This window comes from Gramella sp. MT6 (assembly GCF_019357415.1).
Taxonomy (GTDB): Bacteria; Bacteroidota; Bacteroidia; order Flavobacteriales; family Flavobacteriaceae; genus Christiangramia.
Genome location: NZ_CP048410.1, coordinates 1,259,506 through 1,281,722, shown reverse-complemented (window position 1 = coordinate 1,281,722; position 22,217 = coordinate 1,259,506). Strand labels below are relative to the sequence as shown.

Sequence of the window (22,217 nt, the reverse complement as noted above, 5' to 3'; positions counted from 1 at the left end):
ATTTCAATTTCAAAATTTAAAAGTCAATAATCCCTTTTCCGGGCGTATTGAATGCTCAATTCTGAATTATTTAAACTGTTTTTTCCGGCTTTACCCAATCGTAGCCTCTTTCCTCAAGTTCGTGGGCCAGCTCTTTTCCGCCAGACTTCACGATCTTTCCATCTACCATCACGTGAACCACATCTGGTACGATATAATCCAACAGTCTTTGATAGTGCGTAATAAGCAATACTGCGTTGTCTTCTCTTCTAAGCTTATTCACTCCGTTAGCCACCACTTTTAAAGCATCGATATCCAGACCTGAATCTGTCTCATCAAGAATAGATAATTTTGGGTCCAGAATTGCCATCTGGAAGATCTCGTTACGTTTCTTCTCACCACCAGAGAATCCCTGATTAAGGGAACGGGATAAGAACTTACGATCTATCTCAAGCATTTCAGACTTCTCACGGATAAGTTTCAGCATTTCATTCGCCGGCATATCTTCTTTCCCATGCGCTTTACGCTGAGCATTGATCGCAGTCTTAATGAAATTTGTTACTGAAACTCCTGGAATTTCCACCGGGTATTGAAAAGAAAGAAAGATGCCTTTATGTGCTCTTTCTTCCGGGTCCATTTCACTAAGATCTGAACCTTCAAAGATCAATTCACCTTCGGTCATTTCATATTCTTCCCTTCCTGCAATTACAGACGATAAGGTACTTTTACCAGAACCGTTAGGTCCCATGATTGCGTGAACTTCTCCCGGATTTATCTCCAGGTTAATTCCTTTAAGTATCTCCTTATCTTCTATGCTGGCGTGTAAATTCTTTATTTTAAGCATGTCTATCAATTCTGAATCTGCCGTAGCAGATAGTTTTATTATTCTTTTATTCTTTAATCGTATCTGTCACTTTCTCACTTTCAGGGATCTCTATGATCTCCCTGATCTCTATCACCTCGGCCCAACCTTCTTGTTCAGGGTTCGGTACAATTTTAGCTTTTACCGTTACCGGGATCATATCAAAATCATCATTTTTAAGAGGTGCAATTTTTTCTGAAAGCACATTAGCCATTGAGTCCAGGGTCACCCCATATACAAAAGTATCTCCTCTTAAAACTGCAGCATCTGCTGCGTAAATGAATTCTCCTTCAAGAACCTGAATGCTATCCGGAACTTTTTCAACTTCCGGCCCATCCATAAGGTCTCTTCGTTCTTCATCCTGACAGGAGAAAAGCATTATACTAATTATCAATAATCCAAATAACTTCTTCATAACACAGATCTCACAGGTGTTTTGATTATCCAACTGATCCTTCAAGTGAAATCTCTAAAAGTTTTTGTGCTTCTACTGCAAATTCCATTGGTAGCTTGTTCAGCACTTCTTTACTAAAACCATTTACGATCAAAGCGATCGCTTTTTCAGTATCAATTCCACGCTGATTACAATAGAATATCTGGTCTTCCCCGATCTTACTGGTAGTCGCCTCGTGCTCCACCTGTGCAGATTTATTCTTAACCTCGATATAAGGGAAAGTATGAGCCCCACATTTATTCCCCATCAACAGGGAATCACATTGCGAGAAGTTCCTTGCATTTTCTGCACGACCGTTGATCTGAACCAGACCACGATAAGAGTTTTGTGATTTACCGGCAGAAATACCTTTTGAAATGATCGTACTCTTAGTATTCTTACCAAGGTGGATCATTTTGGTACCTGTATCTGCCTGCTGAAAATTATTGGTTACAGCGATAGAGTAAAATTCTCCTACCGAGTTATCTCCTTTAAGGATACAACTAGGATATTTCCATGTTACAGCTGAACCGGTCTCTACCTGCGTCCAGGAGATCTTCGCGTTTTTCTCACAAAGCCCTCTTTTAGTAACGAAATTGAAAACTCCTCCTTTACCCTCTTTATTTCCAGGGAACCAGTTTTGAACCGTACTGTATTTTATCTCAGAACCATCTAAGGCTACCAGCTCTACCACTGCCGCATGAAGTTGATTCTCATCACGCGATGGCGCTGTACAACCTTCAAGGTAGCTTACATAACTATCTTCATCTGCCACTACAAGAGTTCTTTCGAACTGCCCGGTACCGGCCTGGTTGATCCTGAAATAAGTAGAAAGTTCCATAGGACATCTAACTCCTTTCGGAATGTAACAGAAAGATCCGTCACTAAATACAGCTGAATTTAAAGCCGCATAAAAATTATCCTTCTTTGGAACTACCGTACCCAAATATTTTTTAACCAATTCCGGATGCTCTTTGATCGCCTCAGAAATTGAACAGAAAATAATTCCTTTCTCTGCCAAGGTCTTTTTGAAAGTAGTAGTAACCGAAACTGAATCCATTACCACATCTACCGCAACTCCGGCAAGCTTCTTTTGCTCATCCAGGGAAATACCAAGTTTTTTAAAGGTGTCCAGTAATTCAGGGTCTACCTCATCTAAACTATCGTACTTAGGTTTTTTATTAGGTGCGGAATAATAAGAGATATTTTGAAAGTCCGGTTTTGGATAATGCACATTAGCCCATTCCGGTTCGATCATATCTTCCCAGGCGCGATAAGCTTCAAGGCGCCATTCCGTCATCCATTCCGGTTCCTCTTTCTTTTTAGAAATTGCCCGCACGATATCCTCGTTCAAGCCCACCGGAAAAGTATCAGATTCTATATCTGTATAAAATCCATACTCATACTCTTTGGTTTCGAGCTCTTTCTTTAAATCGTCTTCAGTATATGCCATGTTTCTTTATTCAATATTTAAGGCTTTGAGTTCAAATTAAACTGAATCAATCACCTTTAAAATAACTCTTCTGCAGATCAATTACTGCATTTTGCCAAATTTCAAAATGATTAAATCACATTCTGAAATCTGAATAGTTTACAGTGAAAAACTTTCACCGCATCCGCAGGTTCTCTGTGCGTTAGGATTATTAAATACAAAACCCTTGCCGTTCAAACCACCTGAATACTCCAGAATGGTTCCCGCCAGATATAAAACGCTACGCTTGTCAACAACAATCTTTACATCATTGTCTTCGAAGACCTTATCGCCTTCTGCCTGACTTTTATCGAAATTCAATTCGTATGATAAGCCAGAACAACCGCCACTCTTAACGCCTACTCGAACATAGTCGGCTCCAGGATTAAATCCTCCCTCAGACATTAGTGCGGAAATTTTCTTTTTAGCCTCTTCGCTAACTTTAATCATAAGCTATAAAGATTAATTCTAAATTGGGCACAAATATACTACAAAGCATGTGTTTTACCATAGACTAAGCATATGTTTTAAGAATTGACATATAGAGCATGACAATCAAAAAAAGCAACCTGTATTATAGTCCATTTTCACCCGTCGTTACTCAATAAAGCTTTTGCTTCATTCTTCTTCATTGAATTTTATAATCGTACTTTTGCACTTTAAAATTCAATCGCATGTTTGAGAATAGTCAGGAAAGCAGGACAAACCTTTCAGAATTAGGAGAATTTGGACTTATAGACCATCTAACTAAGAATTTTAGTCCGAAACTGGAATCTACCGTTAAAGCTATTGGAGATGATGCCGCTGTGCTTAATTTTGAAAACAAGCAAACCCTGGTGAGTACAGATCTACTCATTGAAGGTGTTCATTTTGACCTGGCCTATATGCCGCTCAAACATTTGGGGTATAAAGCTGTTATGGTAAACCTTTCAGACATCTATGCTATGAACGGTACAGCCACTCAGGTGACGATCTCCATTGCGGTTTCAAACCGTTTCCCGGTAGAAGCACTTGAGGAGTTGTATGCAGGAATTCAGCTTGCCGCTAAATTATATAATGTTGATGTTATTGGAGGAGACACTACGTCCTCAACCTCTGGATTAATGATTAGTGTCACCGCCCTTGGAGTGGCTGAAAAGGATGAAGTTGTTTACAGAGATGGAGCGAAACCTAACGACCTTCTTGTTCTAACCGGAGACCTTGGCGCAGCTTACATGGGATTACAGGTGCTGGAACGCGAAAAAGAGGTTTTTAAAGCTAACCCAAATGCGCAACCAGACCTTGATCAATATACTTACCTTATCGAAAGACAATTGAAACCGGAAGCGAGAAAAGATATCGCTCCCCTGCTAAAAGATCTAGAAGTAAAACCTACTTCAATGATCGACATAAGTGACGGACTTTCTTCGGAGATCATTCATTTATGTAAAAATTCCAAAGTTGGAGCCAACCTGTTTGAAGAAAAGATCCCACTAGATCCTGCGGTTATATCGGTTTGTGAGGAATTTGAAATTGATAGCACCATGATCGCGTTGAGTGGTGGTGAAGACTATGAATTGTTATTCACGATCTCACAGGACGATTATGATAAAATTAAGGGGAATCCGCATTTAACCGTTATCGGCCATATGACCGAAGAAAATGAAGGTATGCATTTGGTTACCCGTGCGAATCAAAAATTGCCATTGATCGCCAGGGGATGGAATTCTATGGAAGAGAAAAAAGACTAAGAAGCCTTTGCTAAGAAAACGCGTTTGCGTCTTTGATGGATTTTAGCCAGGTAAGCATTTGTTTCCTTGAACTTGGGAGTAAGTCTCGCCAATAGGCCGTCTGCAGTATCTGTCATTTCCATTCCGCACTTTTTACATTGGTACTCATGTACGTGATTGGTGATGTTTTTTGACACTCTCAACCGGTGTCCAAAAATGTTGCAATAAACCTTTGCGAATGAAAACAATGTAGGATGTTCTTTTTTCATATAAGGTTAAAATTCTGGTTTCTAGATTTCTAAAGTATAAAAAATAGTTAATAGTTCGACAAAAAGCGTTAATTAATCGATAAAATGCATGATTTTTGTTAAATTATTCAGGTCCTCCATGTAAGAATTATGACCATTTTCCAGCGAATGGAATTCACAGTCGCATCCCTTGGCAAGCCTTTGTAATTCATTGAAATCCAATATAGGATCCTCTTTTGAAGCCGCGATGATCTTCTGTCTGCCAAAGCCATTTAGTTCCTCTAAATAATTTGTACGAATTTTCATACCTTTTAAAGTTGCTTGTATATTTTTTGACTTCATTTCGTAAGCCCTGGCTTTCAAATCTTCAATTTCAGAAGCAAATTTTTTCTTGCTTTCTTCTGGAAAAAGATTCGAGATCGCCATACTTACATAAGCCTTTTTATTTCGACCCACCAGTTTAACAGATCTTTCACGAATTTCCTGTTTTTCTACAGTATCCTCAAGAGGTGTTGAATTTATCAACATTACGCTCTCTATTATCATAGGAAAATTTCTAAGCAATTCCAAACTTGCATATCCACCCATACTGTGTCCGGCTACGCTAACCCTCTTAATTTCAAGAGAATTAAGCACCTCCCTAACCACGTCTGCCATGAGTGTCATAGTATGGATATCTGCAATTCCCTGAGACTTTCCATGACCGGGTAAATCAATGCAAATAATCTGCCGTTCTTTTTTGAGTTCTTTAACAATTTCCTCCCATATTCTGGAATCTTCTAAAAATCCGTGTAACAGGACCAGGGGAACTTTATCCCCTTCTCCGGCAACTTCAAAATATATTTTTGCTCCCTGATAAGTTATTTCCGCCATGTTATAAATTAAAAAACCGCGAATCCAAGAATAAAAATTCAGGAATTCGCGGCAAGTATTTAAGTTTAAATTTCCTTTAAGTATCTAGGAACTAAGAATTCATGATGTCCTCTATCTCCTCTATCTCAATTGGAATATTTCTCATAAGATTAAATGGCTCACCTTTTTCCTGTATCACCACATCATCTTCAAGCCTGATTCCGAATCCTTCATCTGGAAGGTAAATTCCCGGCTCCACAGTAAATACCTGGTTTGCCTGCATTGGCTCGGTTAAGATTCCATAATCATGAGTATCCAGCCCAATATGGTGAGATGTCCCATGCATGAAATATTTCTTATAAGCCGGCCAGTCCGGATCTTCATTCTGAACATCAGCTTTTTCCAGTAATCCAAGATCAAGCAATTCTGAAGTCATCATTTTACCTACTTCTACATGGTATTCTTTCCACATAGTTCCCGGAACCAACATTTTCGTAGCTTCCTTCTTTACCTTATTCACCGCATTATAAACCTGCTTCTGCCTGTCTGAATATCTTCCAGAAACTGGAATGGTCCTACTAAGGTCACTAGAATAATTAGCATATTCAGCTCCGGTATCAAGAAGAATTAGATCTCCTTCCTTACACTGGTGCCTGTTCTCTATATAATGTAATACATTCGCATTATTCCCGCTGGCAATAATTGGCGTATAAGCAAAACCTTTTGAACGGTTCCTTATCATCTCATGGTAATATTCCGCTTCGATCTCATATTCCCAAACTCCGGGTTTCACAAATTTCAAGGTTCTTCTGAAAGCTTTTTCAGTAATATCACATGCTTTCTGCATCAAATCCAGTTCTATAGGATCTTTTACTGAACGTAATCTCTGTAGGATTGGATTTGCCTTAGCCACCTGGTGCGCCGGATATTTCTCCTTACACCATTTGATAAAACGCTCATCTCTTGTTTCAGTCTTATGGTTAGCTCTGTAATGTTCATTGGTATTGAAATAAACCGTTTCACATTGCGTCATCACCTCGAAGAAGATCTTTTCAAAATCTTTCATCCAGTAAACAGTCTTGATTCCACTTACATCAAAAGCATCTTCCTTGGTAAGTTTATCGCCCTCCCAAACAGCAATATGTTCGTTGGTTTCAGTAAGAAAAAGGATCTCTCGGTGCTTTTCTTCCGGAGCATCTGGAAATAAAACAAGGATACTTTCATCCTGGTCTACCCCGCTTAAATAAAAAATATCACGGTTCTGCTGAAAAGGCATGGTACTATCTGCACCAATAGGATAAATATCATTTGAATTAAAAACCGCCAGACTTTTTGGCTTCATCTTATCCATGAAGTTTTTTCGGTTCTTTATAAAGAGTTTAGAGTCTATTCTATCGTATTTCATAAATAAATCTTTTCAATTTTTTCAAAATTAATGGATTTAAATGCAATAGCTAGAAAAGCGATTTAAAATTTTAGATAAGACGGGGTTTTCCTACTTTAGACCTTATTATTAGAAATTTCCATGAAAAGTTATAAGAATTTTGAAACCGAGAGATTGATCATCCAGCCTACCTCAACCGGGGACGCTGAATTTATTCTGGAACTATTAAACTCTCCAAAATACATCCAGTTCGTAGGAGATAAAAAGCTTAAAAATACCGAGGATGCCGAAAATTATATCGAGGATAGAATGATTACTCAACTGGAGAGATTAGGTTATTCTAGTTATACGGTTCTTCGCAAATCTGATAATACTAAAATTGGATGCGTTGGCCTTTATGATCGCGAAGGGGTAGATGGTATTGATATAGGATATAGTTTTTTACCTGAATTCGAAGGTAAAGGATATGCTTTTGAAGCCGCGGTGGAATTAAAAAGGGCTGCGAAGGAAGAATTCAACTTGAAAAAATTAAATGCGATCACTGTACAGGAAAACAAGAGCTCAAGAAGATTACTGGAAAAGCTAGGCTTTGAATTCAAAGAGATCATTCATATACCAAATGACCCTAATGAGCTTATGCTTTTTACTTTAAAGTTTTAAAGGCGGGCATTTACTCATATAAACCAAGCCTGTTCTTCAGTTTTATATTATCCTTCTGAAGTTTTTCTATCTGGTTAAGCAAATGGTTTATAGCCTCCAAACCCTCCAGATTTATTTCCAGCTCGTTATGCAGCCTCATCATCTTTTCAAAATTTGCCAGATGATCACTGTGGATATATTCGGTTTCCTGAATGGTTACCACTTCAATTATCCCGCTTTCATAGAGAGAACTCACAAATTGCCGTTCCACTTTATAACGCACACAGATCTCATCTGCAGGAATCAGATCTTCATTTCTCATATTCCTGTTTTTTTAAGTTCCTGAAATAGTTCTTTTTGCTTTTCAGTTAAATTTTCGGGCACCTTTACCTTATATGTGATATACAGATCTCCAAACTGCCCTTCCTTTTTATATTTCGGAAATCCTTTTCCTTTTAATTTAACCTTGCTACCATTCTGGGTACCCGGCTTCACTTTAAGTTTTACTTCTCCGTTGAAAGTTTTCACTCTTATCTCTCCACCAAGAGCAGCAGTACTTAAGCTGATCTCTTCGGTAGAATAAAGGTTTTCCTTTTCCCTGCGGAAAGATGTATCATTTGAAATATTGAAGGTAATATAAAGGTCGCCTTTTGGACCTCCCTGTACGCCGGCTCCACCGTGACCTTTAATTTTAATGGTCTGGCCATTTTCCACGCCGGCAGGTATGGTAAGTCTTATATTCTTACCATTAACGGTAAGCGTATGTTTTCTACTTTCATAAACATCACTTAATCTTAGCTGAAGTTCAGCATTAAAGTCCTGGCCCTTGAAATGCCTGCCACGATGAGCTCCTTCTGCCCTTGCTCTACCACCAAACATTTGTTCAAAAAAATCTGAAAAAGTATCATCATCAAAATTACCGGAATAGGAATAGGACTGTCCGCCACCACCGAATCCTCCTCCAAAGCCACCGGAAGAAGCTCGTTGTCGTTTAGCCTCTTCGAACTGATCGGCATGCTGCCAGTCTTTCCCGTATTCGTCGTATTTCTTACGTTTTTCGGGATCGCTTAAAACTTCATGCGCTTCATTGATCTGCTGAAATCTGGCCTGGGCTTCTTTATCGTTGGGATTAAGGTCTGGATGGTATTTACGAGCCAGCCGCCGGTATGCCTTTTTGATATCGGCCTTGCTGGCCGATTTATCTAATTCTAAAAGCTTGTAATAATCTATGAATTCCATATAATTAAATGCTTTTATGCTTTAAAAACACCAGAATCTACTTCTTTATTTTTAAGTTGACTTTCTATTAATCCTATTTGCCCCAAATGATATATATCATGTTGAAGGACACCTCTTAAAAGATACTCAAAATCATATTCTTTTCCGGGAACTTTTTCAGAAAGAAATTCATCATTGTCCTGCTTATTCAAAGCCTCATAAATACTACTTTGAGCGGCCACTAGCTCTCTCTTCAAGGCTTCCCACTCTTCCCGGGACTTGATAATAATTTCAGGCCAGTCCTGCTCGGTATCCATGTCGATAGAATATTCCTTATTATTTTTAATCTTTTCAGCAGCAAAGGTTTTCCACGCTATCAAATGTCCTACAATCTGTGAAACACTGTGAGACTCGGGAATACAGGTCTTATATCCGATGACGTACGGCACATTCTCCAATTTTCTCATCACAGACTCTCCGTACCAGGGCTCTCCTTCAAACACTTCTGAAAGCGCCATGATCATACTCTTAATTTTACTATTCATAGGGAAATAATGAAAAATGAAATTACGAAAATTGGATTTCAGGTGCAGTTAAGTTTTTGCCAAAACAAGATCTTAGCAATGATAAGGTCAGAAGCCCATAAATTTATGGGCTTGGTCCAAACCCGCTCTGATTCAAAGATTCAACAAATTATAAAGTACTTTAAATTAGTTCTAAATAGACTCTAAAAAGACTTGTAAAGTTTGTTAAGAATTAGAAGGAAGCTTATTTTTGCTACACTTTATCAAAATAATTCAAAAAATTTATGGCGAAATCTGCGCTTTTAAAGTCATCACTGGCAAAAAAATATTGGATGGCTTTCACCGGCCTTTTTCTGTGCCTTTTTTTAGTAGGACATCTATTCGGGAATTTACAACTTTTAATTCCAATAAGTGAAGGAGCTAGGGACCAGTTTAATGAATATGCTTTATTCATGACTACCAATCCAGCTGTTAAGGTTTTATCTTACCTCACCTACATCAGTATTCTTTTTCATGCTATTGATGGATTGCTGCTTACTATTCATAACCGCAAGGCACGCCCTCAGGGTTATGTAAGTTTTAAACCTTCAACCAATACCATGTGGTCTTCAAGAAATATGGGGATCCTCGGTACCGTGATTCTTGCTTTCATTGTTATTCACATGACGATGTTCTGGGGAGAGATGAAGTTTGGAGGGCTCGACGAAACTATCTATACCACTGCAAATGGCGAAGAGGTAAAAGACCTTTACACCTTAACAATAAAAACATTTCAGGATGCTCAATACGGGTTGATCTGGGCTATAGCTTATGCTGTGGCAATGCTGGCAATAGGTTTTCACCTATCTCACGGGTTCGCCAGCGGATTTCAGTCACTTGGAGTTAATCATCCTAAATACAACGGGTTTATCAAAAAAGTCGGTTTAGCCTTTGCGGTCTTAGTACCACTGGCATTTGCCGTAATACCTTTTTATATTCACTTTGTACTAGAAAAAATATAAGCTATGGGAATATTCGAATCAAACGCACCTAAAGGCCCATTGGCAGAAAAGTGGACCAATCATAAGAATGATATAAATCTTGTTAACCCAGCCAATAAACGTAACATCGATGTTATCGTAGTTGGTACAGGACTTGCCGGTGGTAGTGCCGCTGCAACTCTTGCTGAACTGGGTTATAACGTAAAAACATTCTGCTACCAGGATTCTCCACGTAGAGCACACTCAATTGCCGCCCAGGGAGGGATCAACGCAGCTAAGAATTACCAGGGAGACGGTGACTCTGTTTACCGTTTATTCTACGATACTATTAAAGGTGGTGACTACCGCTCAAGAGAGTCTAACGTATACCGCCTTGCAGAGGTTTCTGGAAATATTATAGACCAGTGTGTAGCCCAGGGAGTTCCTTTCGCTCGTGAATATGGTGGTCTTTTAGATAACCGTTCTTTTGGCGGAGTACTTGTATCAAGAACTTTCTACGCAAAGGGACAAACCGGGCAGCAGTTATTGCTTGGAGCTTATTCAGCTATGAACCGCCAGATTAACCGTGGAAAGATCCAGCCTTTCAACAGGCATGAGATGCTTGACATTGTTAAGGTTGATGGTAAAGCCCGCGGGATCATTGCAAGAAACCTGGTTACAGGAGAATTAGAAAGACATTCAGCACATGCCGTGGTAATTGCTTCAGGAGGTTACGGGAACGTATTCTTCCTTTCAACCAATGCTATGGGAAGTAACGTAACCGCTAGCTGGAAAATACATAAAAAGGGAGCTTATTTTGCTAACCCTTGCTTTACTCAGATACATCCTACGTGTATTCCGGTTTCAGGAGATCATCAGTCTAAACTGACTCTGATGTCTGAATCCCTTCGTAATGATGGTAGAATCTGGGTTCCGAAGAAAAAAGAAGATGCTGAAGCTATCAGGGCAGGCAAGAAAAAACCGACCGAGCTTTCAGAAGAAGAAAGAGATTATTACCTGGAAAGAAGATATCCTGCTTTTGGTAACCTTGTACCACGTGATGTGGCTTCGAGAGCAGCTAAAGAACGTTGTGATGCAGGTTTCGGAGTAAATAAAACCGGAGAAGCTGTTTATCTTGACTTTAGTTCTGCCATTATGAGATATGGTAAGGAAGAGGCAACGACCAGAAAGATAAATAATCCTTCAGACGCTAAAATAAAGGAGTTAGGAAAAGAGGTTGTAGAAGCCAAATATGGTAACCTTTTCCAGATGTATGAGAAGATCGTAGATCAAAATCCATACGAAACTCCAATGATGATCTATCCTGCAGTTCACTATACCATGGGAGGTGTTTGGGTTGATTATAACCTGCAAACAACAATTCCTGGTTGCTATGCGATTGGAGAAGCAAACTTCTCAGATCACGGAGCTAACAGGCTAGGAGCTTCCGCCTTGATGCAAGGACTTGCAGATGGATATTTTGTTTTACCTTATACTATAGGAGATTACCTTTCTAAGGACATTAGAACCGGAGCGATCCCTACAGATTCTGCAGAATTTGAAGCTGCAGAAGCTGAAGTTCGCGAAAGACTGGAAAAACTGGTAAATAACAAAGGGACTAAGTCTGTAGACCATTTCCATAAGATACTTGGTAAGATCATGTGGAATAAGGTTGGAATGGCCAGAAACGCTACCGGCCTTAAAGAAGCCATTAAAGAGATCCAGGAATTACGAGAAGAATTCTGGAAGGATGTTAGAGTACCGGGAAGTACAAACGAAATGAACGCTGAGCTTGAAAAAGCAGGACGCGTTGCAGATTTCCTTGAACTAGGTGAACTTTTCGCTAAAGATGCATTACACCGAGAAGAATCTTGTGGTGGTCACTTTAGAGAAGAATACCAGACAGAAGAAGGAGAAGCCCTTCGTGATGACGAGAACTTTATGTATGTGGCAGCATGGGAATATACTGGTAAGCCAGCCGATGCAATCCTGCATAAAGAAGATTTAGACTATGAAAATATCCAGGTAAAAACAAGGAGCTATAAATAGATTTGAGATATGAGATTCGATAATTCCAATCTCATTTCTAAATACTCAATACTTAAAGTATGAACCTTACACTAAAAATATGGCGTCAGAAAAACGCCGACACAAAAGGAAAAATGGTAACCTATCAGGTTTCTGACATTTCTAATGATATGTCTTTTCTTGAAATGATGGATGTTCTTAATGAGCAACTGATCAGTAAAGGGGATGAACCTGTAGCTTTTGATCATGACTGTCGTGAGGGAATTTGCGGGTCATGTAACTTACAGATAAATGGTGAACCTCACGGTCCAGATCGTGGTGTTACCACCTGCCAGCTGCATATGAGAAAGTTCAACGACGGTGATACCATTGTTATTGAACCATTCAGAGCTAAGGCTTTTCCAGTGATCAAGGATCTGGTAGTAGATCGTAGCGCATTTGACAGGATACAACAGGCAGGAGGATATATATCTGTAAATACTTCAGGAAATACCCAGGATGCAAACTCTATTCCTGTAGAAAAAGAAAATGCCGACATGTCTTTCTATGCTGCCACCTGTATAGGATGTGGTGCCTGCGTAGCCGCATGTAAAAATGCAAGTGCCATGTTATTCACCTCAGCGAAAGTAAGTCAATTCGCACTTTTACCGCAAGGAGAAGTTGAAGCAGACCGAAGAGTTTTACAAATGGTAGAGCAAATGGATAAGGAAGGTTTTGGTAACTGTACCAACACTGGAGCATGTGAAATTGAATGCCCTAAAGGAATTTCTTTAGAGAACATCGCAAGAATGAACAGGGAATACCTAAAAGCGAGTATTAAGTAATTAACACTTGTTTATTAACATATACCTCATCCCGGACTTTGCAGTCCGGGATTTTTTATGCAACTTATTTAAAAATTAACCAATATTGGAAAACACTACCCATAAGTCTAAATTACCCGGAATTAAGACTAGTATTTTCTCAATCATGAGTAAAATGGCTAATGATTATAATGCCATAAATCTCTCCCAGGGATTCCCGAATTTTGAAACAGATAAGGCTTTAAAAAAGCTTGTGACCAAGGCAATGAATGATGGTCACAACCAATATCCTCCCGGCCCTGGCGTAAAAATATTACGAGAGCAGATCTCTAAAAAAATAGTATCATTATATGGTAAGACTTACGATCCAGACACAGAGATAACCATTACCTGTGGAGCTACCCAGGCGTTATATTCGGCGATCACGGCCTTTGTGCATAGAGATGATGAGGTGATCGTGCTTAAACCTGCCTACGACAGTTACGAACCAACTATTAAACAAAATGGAGGTATTCCAGTTCAGATCCAGTTAAAAGGAGAGGATTTTAAAGTTGATTGGGAAGAGGTTGGGTCGGCAGTAAGTTCTGCTACTAAAATGATCATTATTAACACTCCGCACAATCCTTCCGGAAAAATACTTACCGAAAGGGATATGCAAGAATTGCAGAAAATCCTTTCAGGAACAAAAATCATACTATTAAGCGACGAGGTTTATGAACATCTTATTTTTGATGGCAAAACCCATGAGAGTGCTTCCAGGTATCCAAAATTAGCCGAGAGAGCTATTGTTTGCGCATCCTTCGGCAAGACATTTCACAATACAGGCTGGAAAACGGGTTATTGCGTCGCCCCGGCTTCATTAATGAAGGAGGTAAGAAAAATACACGAGATCGCGGTCTTTTCAGTGAATCATCCAATGCAGGTTGCCTATGCCGAATACTTAAAGGATCCTGAACACTATCTCGAACTTTCAAAATTCTATCAGAACAAACGAGATCTTTTCTTAAATTTAATCAAAGATTCCAGGTTCAGTTATACCCCCTCTGACGGAACTTATTACCAGATATTAAATTTTTCTGCGATCACAGATGAGTATGATGTTGATTTCGCAGTAAGACTATTAAAGGAAGAAGGACTAGCCTCTATCCCAGTTTCTGTCTTCAATATAAACGAGAAAGATAACAGCCAGCTTAGATTTTGTTTTGCAAAAACTGACGAAACATTAGAAAAAGCTGCAGAAATACTTTGTAAGCTATAGATGAACTTAAATATTAAGATCCGGGAACAGGACTTCGTATTACATCCATATGGGGCTGCATACTGGCCAGAACAGGAAGTTTTACTCGTAGCCGATGTACATTTGGGGAAAGTATCCCATTTCAGAAAACACGGGAGTGCGGTTCCGTTAAAAGCGACTTCAGAGAATTTCATAAAACTGGATCAGCTGCGAAAAGAATTCGACCCGGAACATATCGTTTTTCTGGGAGATCTTTTCCATAGTTCCATGAACCTGGAGTGGAATATGTTTGAAGAATGGATTGCCAGTATAGATAACCGTGTTCATTTGATCGTTGGGAATCACGATATCATATCTCCTTTAAAATATCAAACTCTTGGTATCAGTATTTTTCCCGAAGTTAAAGTATCTGGATTCCATTTAACCCACCACCCTACTGAAACACCAGGTCATTTCAATATTTGTGGTCATATTCATCCAGGAATTAAAATGAAAGGTGCCGGAAAACAGTCTTTAAAACTCCCATGCTTTTTTAGAAGCAGCAATCAAATGATCTTACCTGCGTTTGGAGAGTTTACAGGCAATTACATTATGGAACCTGAAGAAGGAGATCGTGTTTTTGCTATTACGGGCAAAGAAGTTATTCTGATAAATTAAATCTCTACAGATGGTAAAAAGACTGGCCGTTCTCAATTTTCTATCAGTGATCATTGCTATTCTAACAAATTTCTATGCGCAAACCGGTAGAATAAATAACACGACCATTGGAGAATTAAGTAAAAAGTATTCCAACCTTTTTACCCCTGCTGATTATGCTTTTTCTATTTGGGGATTGATCTATATAGGATTACTTTCCTTTTCTGGATTCATGCTTCATCAGGCTTTTACCAACGGGAAATACACCGAATTTATAAACAAAACATCATTTTGGTTCATAATCGCTAATATCGGGACAAGCCTATGGGTCGTGGCATGGCTATACGAATATACTGGTCTTTCGGTCGCCATCATGTTCCTTATTCTGGCAAAACTACTCAAGATAGTTCTAAACAATGATATGGAACTATGGGATGCTCCTTTTAATATTATTGCTTTTTACTGGTGGCCAATATGCCTTTATTCTGGTTGGATAAGCGTGGCCAGTATAGCAAATATGGCGTCCTGGCTTACCTTGATAGGTTGGGATGGAGCTATATTTTCTGAAGTTGACTGGACGGTGATCATGATAGGGGTCGCTGTGATAATAAACCTTTTAATGATACATCTTCGCAATATGCGTGAATTCGCATTGGTAGGAGTCTGGGCTCTTGCCGCAATTTACGTAAGACATCAGGGAACCGAAGAATTTATCGCTAAAACAGCTTTAGCAGGAGCTATTCTTTTATTTCTGAATATTTCTTACCACGGATTTATAAACCGAAAAGAAAACCCCATGTACCGCTTTATTCACGGGAAGAAAAGCTAGACCATTGCTTTTATATCGCTCCCCCAGCTAGGATAAGAAAAGATCATACCTTTCAGGATTTCACAAGGTAATTTACCACACATGGCCATCACGAACATGTTGATCATTTCGCCTGCTTCTGGCCCTACTAAATGAGCGCCTAAAACAAGTCCGCTATCTTTATCAACTAGAATCTTATAGGCATAATAGGGATCATTGATCCTTTTGGCATTGAACCATTTTGGCGCCAGTTTCTGCTCTACTTTAAAATTATAGCCTTTTTCCTTCGCTTCCTTTTCGTTAATTCCTACTGAAGCCAGATTAGGAAGTGTAAAAACTACCGATGGTTGTGGCGGAAAATCAACCTTTTTAGCTCTGTCTTTATTCAAAATATTGGTCGCAACAACACGTGCTTCCTGGGAAGACAACGGAGTTAGAGGTAAACCTTCACTGGCCGAGACATCTCCACAGGCATATACATTCTTATTTCCTGGGTTCTGTAAATTCTCATTAACTGTGATTCCCCTCTTAGTATATTCTACATTCCCTTTCTCAAGGTCCAAATCTTCTATTGACGGAACTCTACCGGCAGCATTCACGACCAGTTTTGCCTTTATTTGCACTTTTTTTCCTTTTCTGTCTGCCGTAACTCTATAATTAGTTTGCAGCTTCTCAACTTTGGTCACTTCCGCATCAAAAATGAATTTTATACCAATATCTTCTGATGCATCCTGTATATGCTTCACCATATCTTCATCGAAATTATTCAATGCCCTGGATTCTCCATCGATGACCGTAACGTCCACCCCGCATCTTGCGGCAATATGGGCAAATTCCATCCCAATATAACCTGCTCCGATGAATATCATACTTTCAGGAAGCTCTTCCAGTTCAAGAAAATCATCACTGATAATAGGAAGATCACGTCCGTGAATAGGCAATTCAAAAGCCTTATTTCCAGTAGCGATCACGATCTTTTTTGCAGTAACTGTTTTTCCTTCGACTGAAAGTGTAGTTTCATCAAGGAATTTTGGTGATTGATGATACATTTTAATACCAAGCTTCTCCATATCTTTTTCTGTGGCAGCCGGTACCGCACTGGTAAATGTTTTCTTGAACTCCATCAGATCTTTCCAACTGAATTCTGGCATTTGCGTAATGCCGTGTCCCTTCATTTTTTCAGCTCTATCCAGGATTTCGGTGAGTCCAACTAAAACTTTCTTAGGATCACAACCACGGTTTGCACAGGTACCACCATATTCTCGATTATCGGCAATTGCCACCTTCAAACCTTCAGCAACACACTCCTTAGCAACACTTTTACCAGCCGTCCCGGTACCTATCACAAAAACATCAAATTCCTCAAATCCCATAATTCCTATTGATTTTAGGTGAAAGTAGCCAAGTTTGAACGCATTTTGCGTTAGAAAAATGGTAAAAAACAACAAATGCTATTTAATCGTTAAAAATCAATTAACTGGTTGTAAGGCAATTTGGAGGAAATTATCTTTGCGGTAATGAGTACAAGTCTTATCGCCCAAAATTTCGCACAGTCCCCTCAACAAAAGGAACTGCGAAAAGCTATTGCCGCTTCTGAAAAAAATCGCTCTAATATTCATCTTAAAGGTCTTGTAGGTTCAGCCCTATCCTTTGTAGCAGCAGATGCTTTTAAGGAGTCTGATCACCCTTTCCTGATGATCTTTAATGATAAGGAAGAAGCCGCATATTATCTAAACGACCTGGAACAATTAGTTGGCGAAAAGAATGTGCTTTTCTATCCCGGAAGCTACCGCAGGCCTTATCAGATCGAAGAGACCGATAATGCAAATGTTCTTTTACGGGCGGAAGTACTTAACCGGATTAACTCCAGGAAGAAGCCGGCCTTGATCGTCACCTATCCCGAAGCTTTATTCGAAAAGGTGGTGACCAGAAAAGAACTTGACCGTAGTACCTTAAAAATTGCCATTGGCGATGAGTTATCCATTGATTTTGTAAATGAAGTGCTTTTTGAATACCAGTTCAAAAGGGTGGATTTTGTTACTGAGCCGGGAGAATTTTCGGTTCGCGGTGGAATTATAGATGTGTTTTCTTTCAGCCATGATGAGCCTTACCGGATAGAATTTTTTGGAGATGAAGTAGACAGTATCAGGACCTTTGATGTGGAAACTCAGCTTTCCACAGATAAAAAGAAGAAGATCTCAGTCATGCCGAATGTGGAAAACAAACATTTGGACGAAGTAAGGGAAAGCTTTTTAAAATATATTTCAGAGAAGACCATTGTCTTTATCAAGAACCTGGATCTGCTTGCGGCACAGGCCGACAAGCTATTCAAAAAAGCCGAAGACGCATTCAGACAACTTTCTGAAGACATTAAGCATAGTGAACCTAAAGAACTGTTTTGTAATGGCGAGCTTATCAAAAAGCAATTGTTGGATTTTTCTTCAGTGGAACTTAGTACCCAGGCATTTTTTAAAGCAGACAGGTTTATAGAATTCAACACTAAACCTCAGCCTTCTTTCAATAAGCAATTTGATCTTCTAATAGAAAATCTTATTGAAAACCAGGAAGCCGGTTACACCAATTTTATTTGCTGCGTAAGCGAGCAGCAGGCAAAGCGTTTCCACGATATTTTTGAAGATCAGGAGAAAGAAGTAGAATATCAAACCCCGGTATTTTCGATGTTCCAGGGTTTTATTGATGAGAACTCGAAAACCGTTTGCTATACAGACCACCAGATCTTTGAGCGTTATCATAAGTTCCACCTTAAAAATGGTTACGCCAAGAAACAGGCGATCACTCTAAAGGAATTAACCAATCTTGAAGTTGGTGACTACGTGACCCATATTGATCACGGAATTGGTAAATTTGGCGGACTACAAAAGATCGATGTTGAAGGCAAAAAACAGGAAGCCATTAAACTGATTTATGGCGAACGGGATATTTTATACCTCAGCATTCATTCTCTTCATAAGATCTCCAAATTCAACGGAAAGGACGGAAAACCTCCCAAGATCTATAAACTGGGAAGTAACGCCTGGAAAAATCTTAAAAAGAAAACCAAGGCCCGGGTCAAACATATCGCTTATGACCTTATAAAGCTTTATGCCAGACGAAGAATGGAAAAAGGATTTAAGTATGATCCAGATTCCTATTTACAACATGAGCTGGAAGCTTCTTTCATGTATGAAGATACGCCAGATCAGAGCTCTGCAACTGCAGCAGTGAAGGCCGATATGGAAAATGAAAGACCCATGGACCGCCTGGTTTGTGGAGATGTCGGTTTTGGAAAAACTGAAATTGCCATAAGAGCTGCTTTTAAAGCTGTAGATAATAATAAACAGGTTGCAATACTTGTACCTACGACTATCCTCGCTTTTCAGCATCATCAGACCTTTTCTGAAAGACTGAAAGATTTCCCGGTAAGGATAGATTATTTAAACCGTTTCAGAACAGCAAAAGAACGTAAAGAAACACTAGCAGATCTGGAGGCAGGAAAGGTTGACATCATCATTGGAACGCATCAACTGGTGAGCAAATCGGTGAAATTCAAGGATCTTGGATTGCTCATCGTAGATGAAGAGCAGAAATTTGGAGTTGCGGTTAAGGACAAGCTGAAAACTATCAAGGAGAACGTGGACACCTTGACACTAACAGCTACTCCTATTCCAAGAACGCTCCAATTCAGTTTGATGGCGGCACGTGACCTTTCCACTATCACCACTCCTCCACCCAATCGTTATCCTATAGAAAGTCATGTGATACGATTTTCAGAAGAGACCATCAGGGATGCGATCTCGTACGAAATTCAGCGTGGAGGCCAGGTTTTCTTTATCCATAACCGGGTAGAGAATATCAAGGAAGTCGCCGGAATGATACAGCGCCTGGTACCGGATGCTAAAATTGGCGTGGGTCATGGGCAGATGGAAGGTAAAAAACTGGAGAAACTAATGTTGAGCTTCATCAATGGTGAGTTTGATGTATTAGTATCCACAACTATTGTTGAAAGTGGTTTAGATGTTTCAGAAGCGAATACGATATTTATAAATAACGCTAATAACTTCGGACTGTCTGACCTTCACCAGATGCGGGGCCGTGTAGGTCGAAGCAATAAAAAGGCCTTCTGTTATTTTATAACGCCACCTTATTCGGCCATGACCGAAGATGCCAGAAAGCGAATTACCGCCCTGGAACAATTTTCAGAATTAGGCAGCGGATTTAATATCGCAATGAAAGATCTCGAAATTCGTGGTGCAGGTGACCTTTTAGGAGGAGAACAAAGCGGATTCATCAATGACATTGGGTTCGACACTTATCAAAAGATCCTGAACGAGGCTATAGAGGAATTGAAGGAAAATGAATTCCGTGATCTTTATGCCGAAACCGAAGACCTGGAACATAAGGATTTCGTCAAGGATACCCAGATAGACACAGATTTCGAACTCTTATTCCCTGATGATTACATAAATAATATTACCGAAAGGCTTAATCTTTATACCAAACTGAATGAGCTTAAAACCGAGGAGGAGCTTCAGAAATTCGAAGCAGAATTGGTCGATAGGTTTGGTGAGTTACCTACTCGGGCGGTTGATCTGCTGAATTCAGTAAGAATAAAATGGATCGCTGCGAAAATTGGTTTGGAGCGTGTTATCATGAAGAAGAACAAGTTTGTAGGTTATTTTATTTCTGACCAAAAATCCAGGTTCTATCAGACCAATAATTTCACAAAGGTGCTGCAATATGTGCAAACGCACAGGCAGAACTGCACGATGAAAGAAAAAGAAACCCGAAACGGCTTAAAGCTACTTTTAACCTTTGACAGGATCACCTCTGTAGAAAAAGCTCTGAAGGTGCTGGAACCACTTGATTTTAGAGAGAAGAAGGAAGAGGTTGTGAGTTAAAAATTCACTTGGGTAATGAAATTGTGATCGGACCCTTCCGTCAGGCTGCGCCTGAAACCTTCCCTAAAATTTTAGGGAAGGAGCTTTTTTAAATACACCATTTCTGTATATGAGGGGTGTCCGCAAGATGGGGTGATCCGTTTTATTATTCTCCAATCACCCTTATATTATCCAGATCATAGGTAGTAGTTTTATCTGGGGCGGCTCCCAAGTACCTGAAACCAATCCACACCTCCCCTTCCAGGCAGGAAATATCGATCTTTGATTCCCTGAAAATGTTAGAATTTGCACCCGAAGGACCTAAAGGAATATTTGCATCCAGCTCAGTCCAATGAGTAGTTCGTGGATCTCCAGTGAAGTCTGAAGTAATAAAGACCTTCATAAAAAGTCCGTTATCATAGGACGAAAGCATATCAAAGATCAAAACTTCCATATTGGTTTCATCCAGATTGATCTCTGGAGTAACGAGCCAGGCTTCCAATGGACTTTCAATAGTATTGTAGGCCGAAATTCTCAGGACCCTGTTGCCCGCAGATAAGGTAGGTGCAAATTTCTTTTCTCCCCCGCTCACATTAATATTGGTCCAGCCACGAGAGTTCAAAGTGGTATTGGAAGTCACTCCATCGAAGTTTTCTTCCAGCAAGATTTCAGTACCTCCAATCAAATTATTTCCGCAATCAAGGTAGATAGGGTCACAGCGCTCCTCATACATCTTCAAAGCATCTGGAGTATTAATAACCACAACATAATGCTCATCATAAAAATCACGGGTTAGTATACCTTCAATACTGCCACTACCAGTTGGCAACAGTAAAGACTTAAAATCTGAAAATGTACTGGTACTTAAGATTGAAGTGGATCCTGTTTCGCAACTTATGAGTTGTCTTTTACCATCATATTGATCTACTGTATTAGAAGCAAAAGAATATAGATTATCTGTCCTTACCAGATTCGGATCGAACTGGACATTAGTTATTTTAATATATAGGTTCTTTAACTCTTCAGAGAAATCATCAATATTCACTGAAAGTGGTTTGATATCCTTTTTCACCTCCGTCCTAAAAACATGATCCTGGATAAGAGCATTTGGAATTGCCACGACATCGCCAAGATTCTGAATTCCCAATTGTAAAACACCATTATTAAAACCGAGACTTAAACCATCTAGTTTCACCAAAACTTTTCTGCCAATATCAAAAGTTTCATAGAGCGAATTATCATCTAAAAGGATCTGGATTCCTGAAGTGGGATCTTCAGGCTTATCCTGTAAAATAATTTCTTTATAAAAATTACCACCGGCATCACTTGAGATCACATAGCCTTCAAACCACGTTTCTGAATTCTGAAAGGTGTAAATCTGTCCGGTAACTGGATCAAAATTTCCTTTAACAGCCATTATCGAGGTGAGGTCACCTGTAATAGTAATATCTGGAATGCTGATATCTGGAGAATCATAATCATCTGTCTTCACGCAAGAACAAAGTAGTAAGACTATTACAATCATCAGTAAAGATCTATTCTTCATAACT

21 protein-coding genes are annotated in these 22,217 nt (G+C 39.4%); 9 read left to right on the top strand and 12 right to left on the bottom strand.

Annotation, left to right across the window (positions count from 1 at the left end; genetic code table 11):
• Positions 1 to 70: 70 nt before the first annotated feature.
• The 4 genes from sufC to G3I01_RS05825 all read right to left on the bottom strand — a co-directional run bounded on the left by sufC (position 71) and on the right by G3I01_RS05825 (position 3,195).
• Positions 71 to 823, bottom strand: a complete 753-nt coding sequence (gene sufC, locus G3I01_RS05840) for a Fe-S cluster assembly ATPase SufC (RefSeq protein WP_108171096.1) — start codon at positions 821 to 823, stop codon at positions 71 to 73.
• A 46-nt stretch (positions 824 to 869) separates the two neighbouring features.
• Positions 870 to 1,256, bottom strand: coding sequence for a hypothetical protein (locus tag G3I01_RS05835; RefSeq protein WP_219551971.1), 387 nt, complete (start codon positions 1,254 to 1,256; stop codon positions 870 to 872).
• A gap of 25 nt (positions 1,257 to 1,281) precedes the next feature.
• Entirely contained in the window at positions 1,282 to 2,727 is a 1,446-nt protein-coding gene (gene sufB, locus G3I01_RS05830) for a Fe-S cluster assembly protein SufB (RefSeq protein WP_219551969.1), read from the bottom strand.
• Positions 2,728 to 2,865: 138 nt separating this feature from the next.
• Positions 2,866 to 3,195: an iron-sulfur cluster assembly accessory protein gene (locus G3I01_RS05825; protein WP_219551967.1), complete on the bottom strand. Its 330-nt coding sequence runs from the start codon at positions 3,193 to 3,195 to the stop codon at positions 2,866 to 2,868.
• A 224-nt stretch (positions 3,196 to 3,419) separates the two neighbouring features.
• Between G3I01_RS05825 and thiL the strand changes: the two genes are divergently transcribed.
• A complete protein-coding gene (gene thiL / locus G3I01_RS05820) occupies positions 3,420 to 4,475 on the top strand; it encodes a thiamine-phosphate kinase (RefSeq protein WP_219551965.1) in 1,056 nt (351 codons plus the stop codon).
• Here thiL and G3I01_RS17105 read toward each other — a convergent pair.
• From G3I01_RS17105 to G3I01_RS05805, 3 genes are all read right to left on the bottom strand, one after another.
• Positions 4,472 to 4,597, bottom strand: coding sequence for a hypothetical protein (locus G3I01_RS17105; protein ID WP_257710801.1), 126 nt, complete (start codon positions 4,595 to 4,597; stop codon positions 4,472 to 4,474). The two genes, thiL and G3I01_RS17105, sit on opposite strands and share 4 nt — an antisense overlap.
• 198 nt (positions 4,598 to 4,795) lie before the next feature.
• Positions 4,796 to 5,575: an alpha/beta hydrolase gene (locus G3I01_RS05810; RefSeq protein ID WP_219551961.1), complete on the bottom strand. Its 780-nt coding sequence runs from the start codon at positions 5,573 to 5,575 to the stop codon at positions 4,796 to 4,798.
• Between the two features lie 91 nt (positions 5,576 to 5,666).
• Entirely contained in the window at positions 5,667 to 6,959 is a 1,293-nt protein-coding gene (locus G3I01_RS05805; protein ID WP_219551959.1) for an aminopeptidase P family protein, read from the bottom strand.
• Between the two features lie 120 nt (positions 6,960 to 7,079).
• Between G3I01_RS05805 and G3I01_RS05800 the strand changes: the two genes are divergently transcribed.
• Complete coding sequence (locus G3I01_RS05800) at positions 7,080 to 7,598, top strand: GNAT family N-acetyltransferase (protein ID WP_219551957.1); 519 nt, start codon at positions 7,080 to 7,082, stop codon at positions 7,596 to 7,598.
• Between the two features lie 10 nt (positions 7,599 to 7,608).
• On the opposite strand, the gene G3I01_RS05795 is transcribed toward G3I01_RS05800, so the two are convergent.
• From G3I01_RS05795 to G3I01_RS05785, 3 genes are read right to left on the bottom strand one after another with little or no spacing between them, the layout of a single operon-like run.
• A complete protein-coding gene (locus tag G3I01_RS05795) occupies positions 7,609 to 7,899 on the bottom strand; it encodes a chaperone modulator CbpM (RefSeq protein ID WP_219551955.1) in 291 nt (96 codons plus the stop codon).
• Positions 7,896 to 8,816, bottom strand: a complete 921-nt coding sequence (locus tag G3I01_RS05790; RefSeq protein ID WP_219551953.1) for a J domain-containing protein — start codon at positions 8,814 to 8,816, stop codon at positions 7,896 to 7,898. The genes G3I01_RS05795 and G3I01_RS05790 overlap by 4 nt, the downstream gene beginning before the upstream one ends.
• Before the next feature lie 14 nt (positions 8,817 to 8,830).
• Positions 8,831 to 9,340, bottom strand: coding sequence for a DinB family protein (locus G3I01_RS05785; RefSeq protein WP_219551951.1), 510 nt, complete (start codon positions 9,338 to 9,340; stop codon positions 8,831 to 8,833).
• Between the two features lie 263 nt (positions 9,341 to 9,603).
• Here G3I01_RS05785 and G3I01_RS05780 point away from each other — a divergent pair, with 263 nt between their 5' ends.
• The 6 genes from G3I01_RS05780 to G3I01_RS05755 all read left to right on the top strand — a co-directional run bounded on the left by G3I01_RS05780 (position 9,604) and on the right by G3I01_RS05755 (position 15,811).
• The gene (locus G3I01_RS05780) at positions 9,604 to 10,320 is read left to right on the top strand and encodes a succinate dehydrogenase cytochrome b subunit (protein WP_219551949.1); all 717 of its coding nucleotides are present in this window, start codon (positions 9,604 to 9,606) and stop codon (positions 10,318 to 10,320) included.
• Positions 10,321 to 10,323: 3 nt separating this feature from the next.
• The gene (locus G3I01_RS05775; protein WP_219551947.1) at positions 10,324 to 12,327 is read left to right on the top strand and encodes a fumarate reductase/succinate dehydrogenase flavoprotein subunit; all 2,004 of its coding nucleotides are present in this window, start codon (positions 10,324 to 10,326) and stop codon (positions 12,325 to 12,327) included.
• 59 nt (positions 12,328 to 12,386) lie between these two features.
• Complete coding sequence (locus G3I01_RS05770) at positions 12,387 to 13,130, top strand: succinate dehydrogenase/fumarate reductase iron-sulfur subunit (RefSeq protein WP_219551945.1); 744 nt, start codon at positions 12,387 to 12,389, stop codon at positions 13,128 to 13,130.
• 85 nt (positions 13,131 to 13,215) lie between these two features.
• A complete protein-coding gene (locus G3I01_RS05765; protein ID WP_219551943.1) occupies positions 13,216 to 14,367 on the top strand; it encodes a methionine aminotransferase in 1,152 nt (383 codons plus the stop codon).
• Positions 14,368 to 15,003: a ligase-associated DNA damage response endonuclease PdeM gene (pdeM, locus tag G3I01_RS05760; RefSeq protein WP_219551941.1), complete on the top strand. Its 636-nt coding sequence runs from the start codon at positions 14,368 to 14,370 to the stop codon at positions 15,001 to 15,003. It abuts the gene before it with no gap.
• Positions 15,004 to 15,013: 10 nt separating this feature from the next.
• Positions 15,014 to 15,811, top strand: coding sequence for a tryptophan-rich sensory protein (locus G3I01_RS05755; RefSeq protein WP_219551939.1), 798 nt, complete (start codon positions 15,014 to 15,016; stop codon positions 15,809 to 15,811).
• On the opposite strand, the gene G3I01_RS05750 is transcribed toward G3I01_RS05755, so the two are convergent.
• On the bottom strand, positions 15,808 to 17,163 hold the full coding sequence (locus tag G3I01_RS05750) for an NAD(P)/FAD-dependent oxidoreductase (RefSeq protein ID WP_219551937.1): 1,356 nt from the start codon (positions 17,161 to 17,163) through the stop codon (positions 15,808 to 15,810). The two genes, G3I01_RS05755 and G3I01_RS05750, sit on opposite strands and share 4 nt — an antisense overlap.
• Positions 17,164 to 17,307: 144 nt before the next feature.
• On the opposite strand from G3I01_RS05750, the gene mfd reads away from it, so the two are divergent.
• Positions 17,308 to 20,688, top strand: coding sequence for a transcription-repair coupling factor (gene mfd, locus G3I01_RS05745; RefSeq protein WP_219552776.1), 3,381 nt, complete (start codon positions 17,308 to 17,310; stop codon positions 20,686 to 20,688).
• Positions 20,689 to 20,833: 145 nt separating this feature from the next.
• Here the strand turns inward: mfd and G3I01_RS05740 are convergent, their stop codons facing one another.
• Positions 20,834 to 22,213, bottom strand: a complete 1,380-nt coding sequence (locus tag G3I01_RS05740) for a DUF5689 domain-containing protein (protein WP_219551935.1) — start codon at positions 22,211 to 22,213, stop codon at positions 20,834 to 20,836.
• Positions 22,214 to 22,217: the final 4 nt, after the last annotated feature.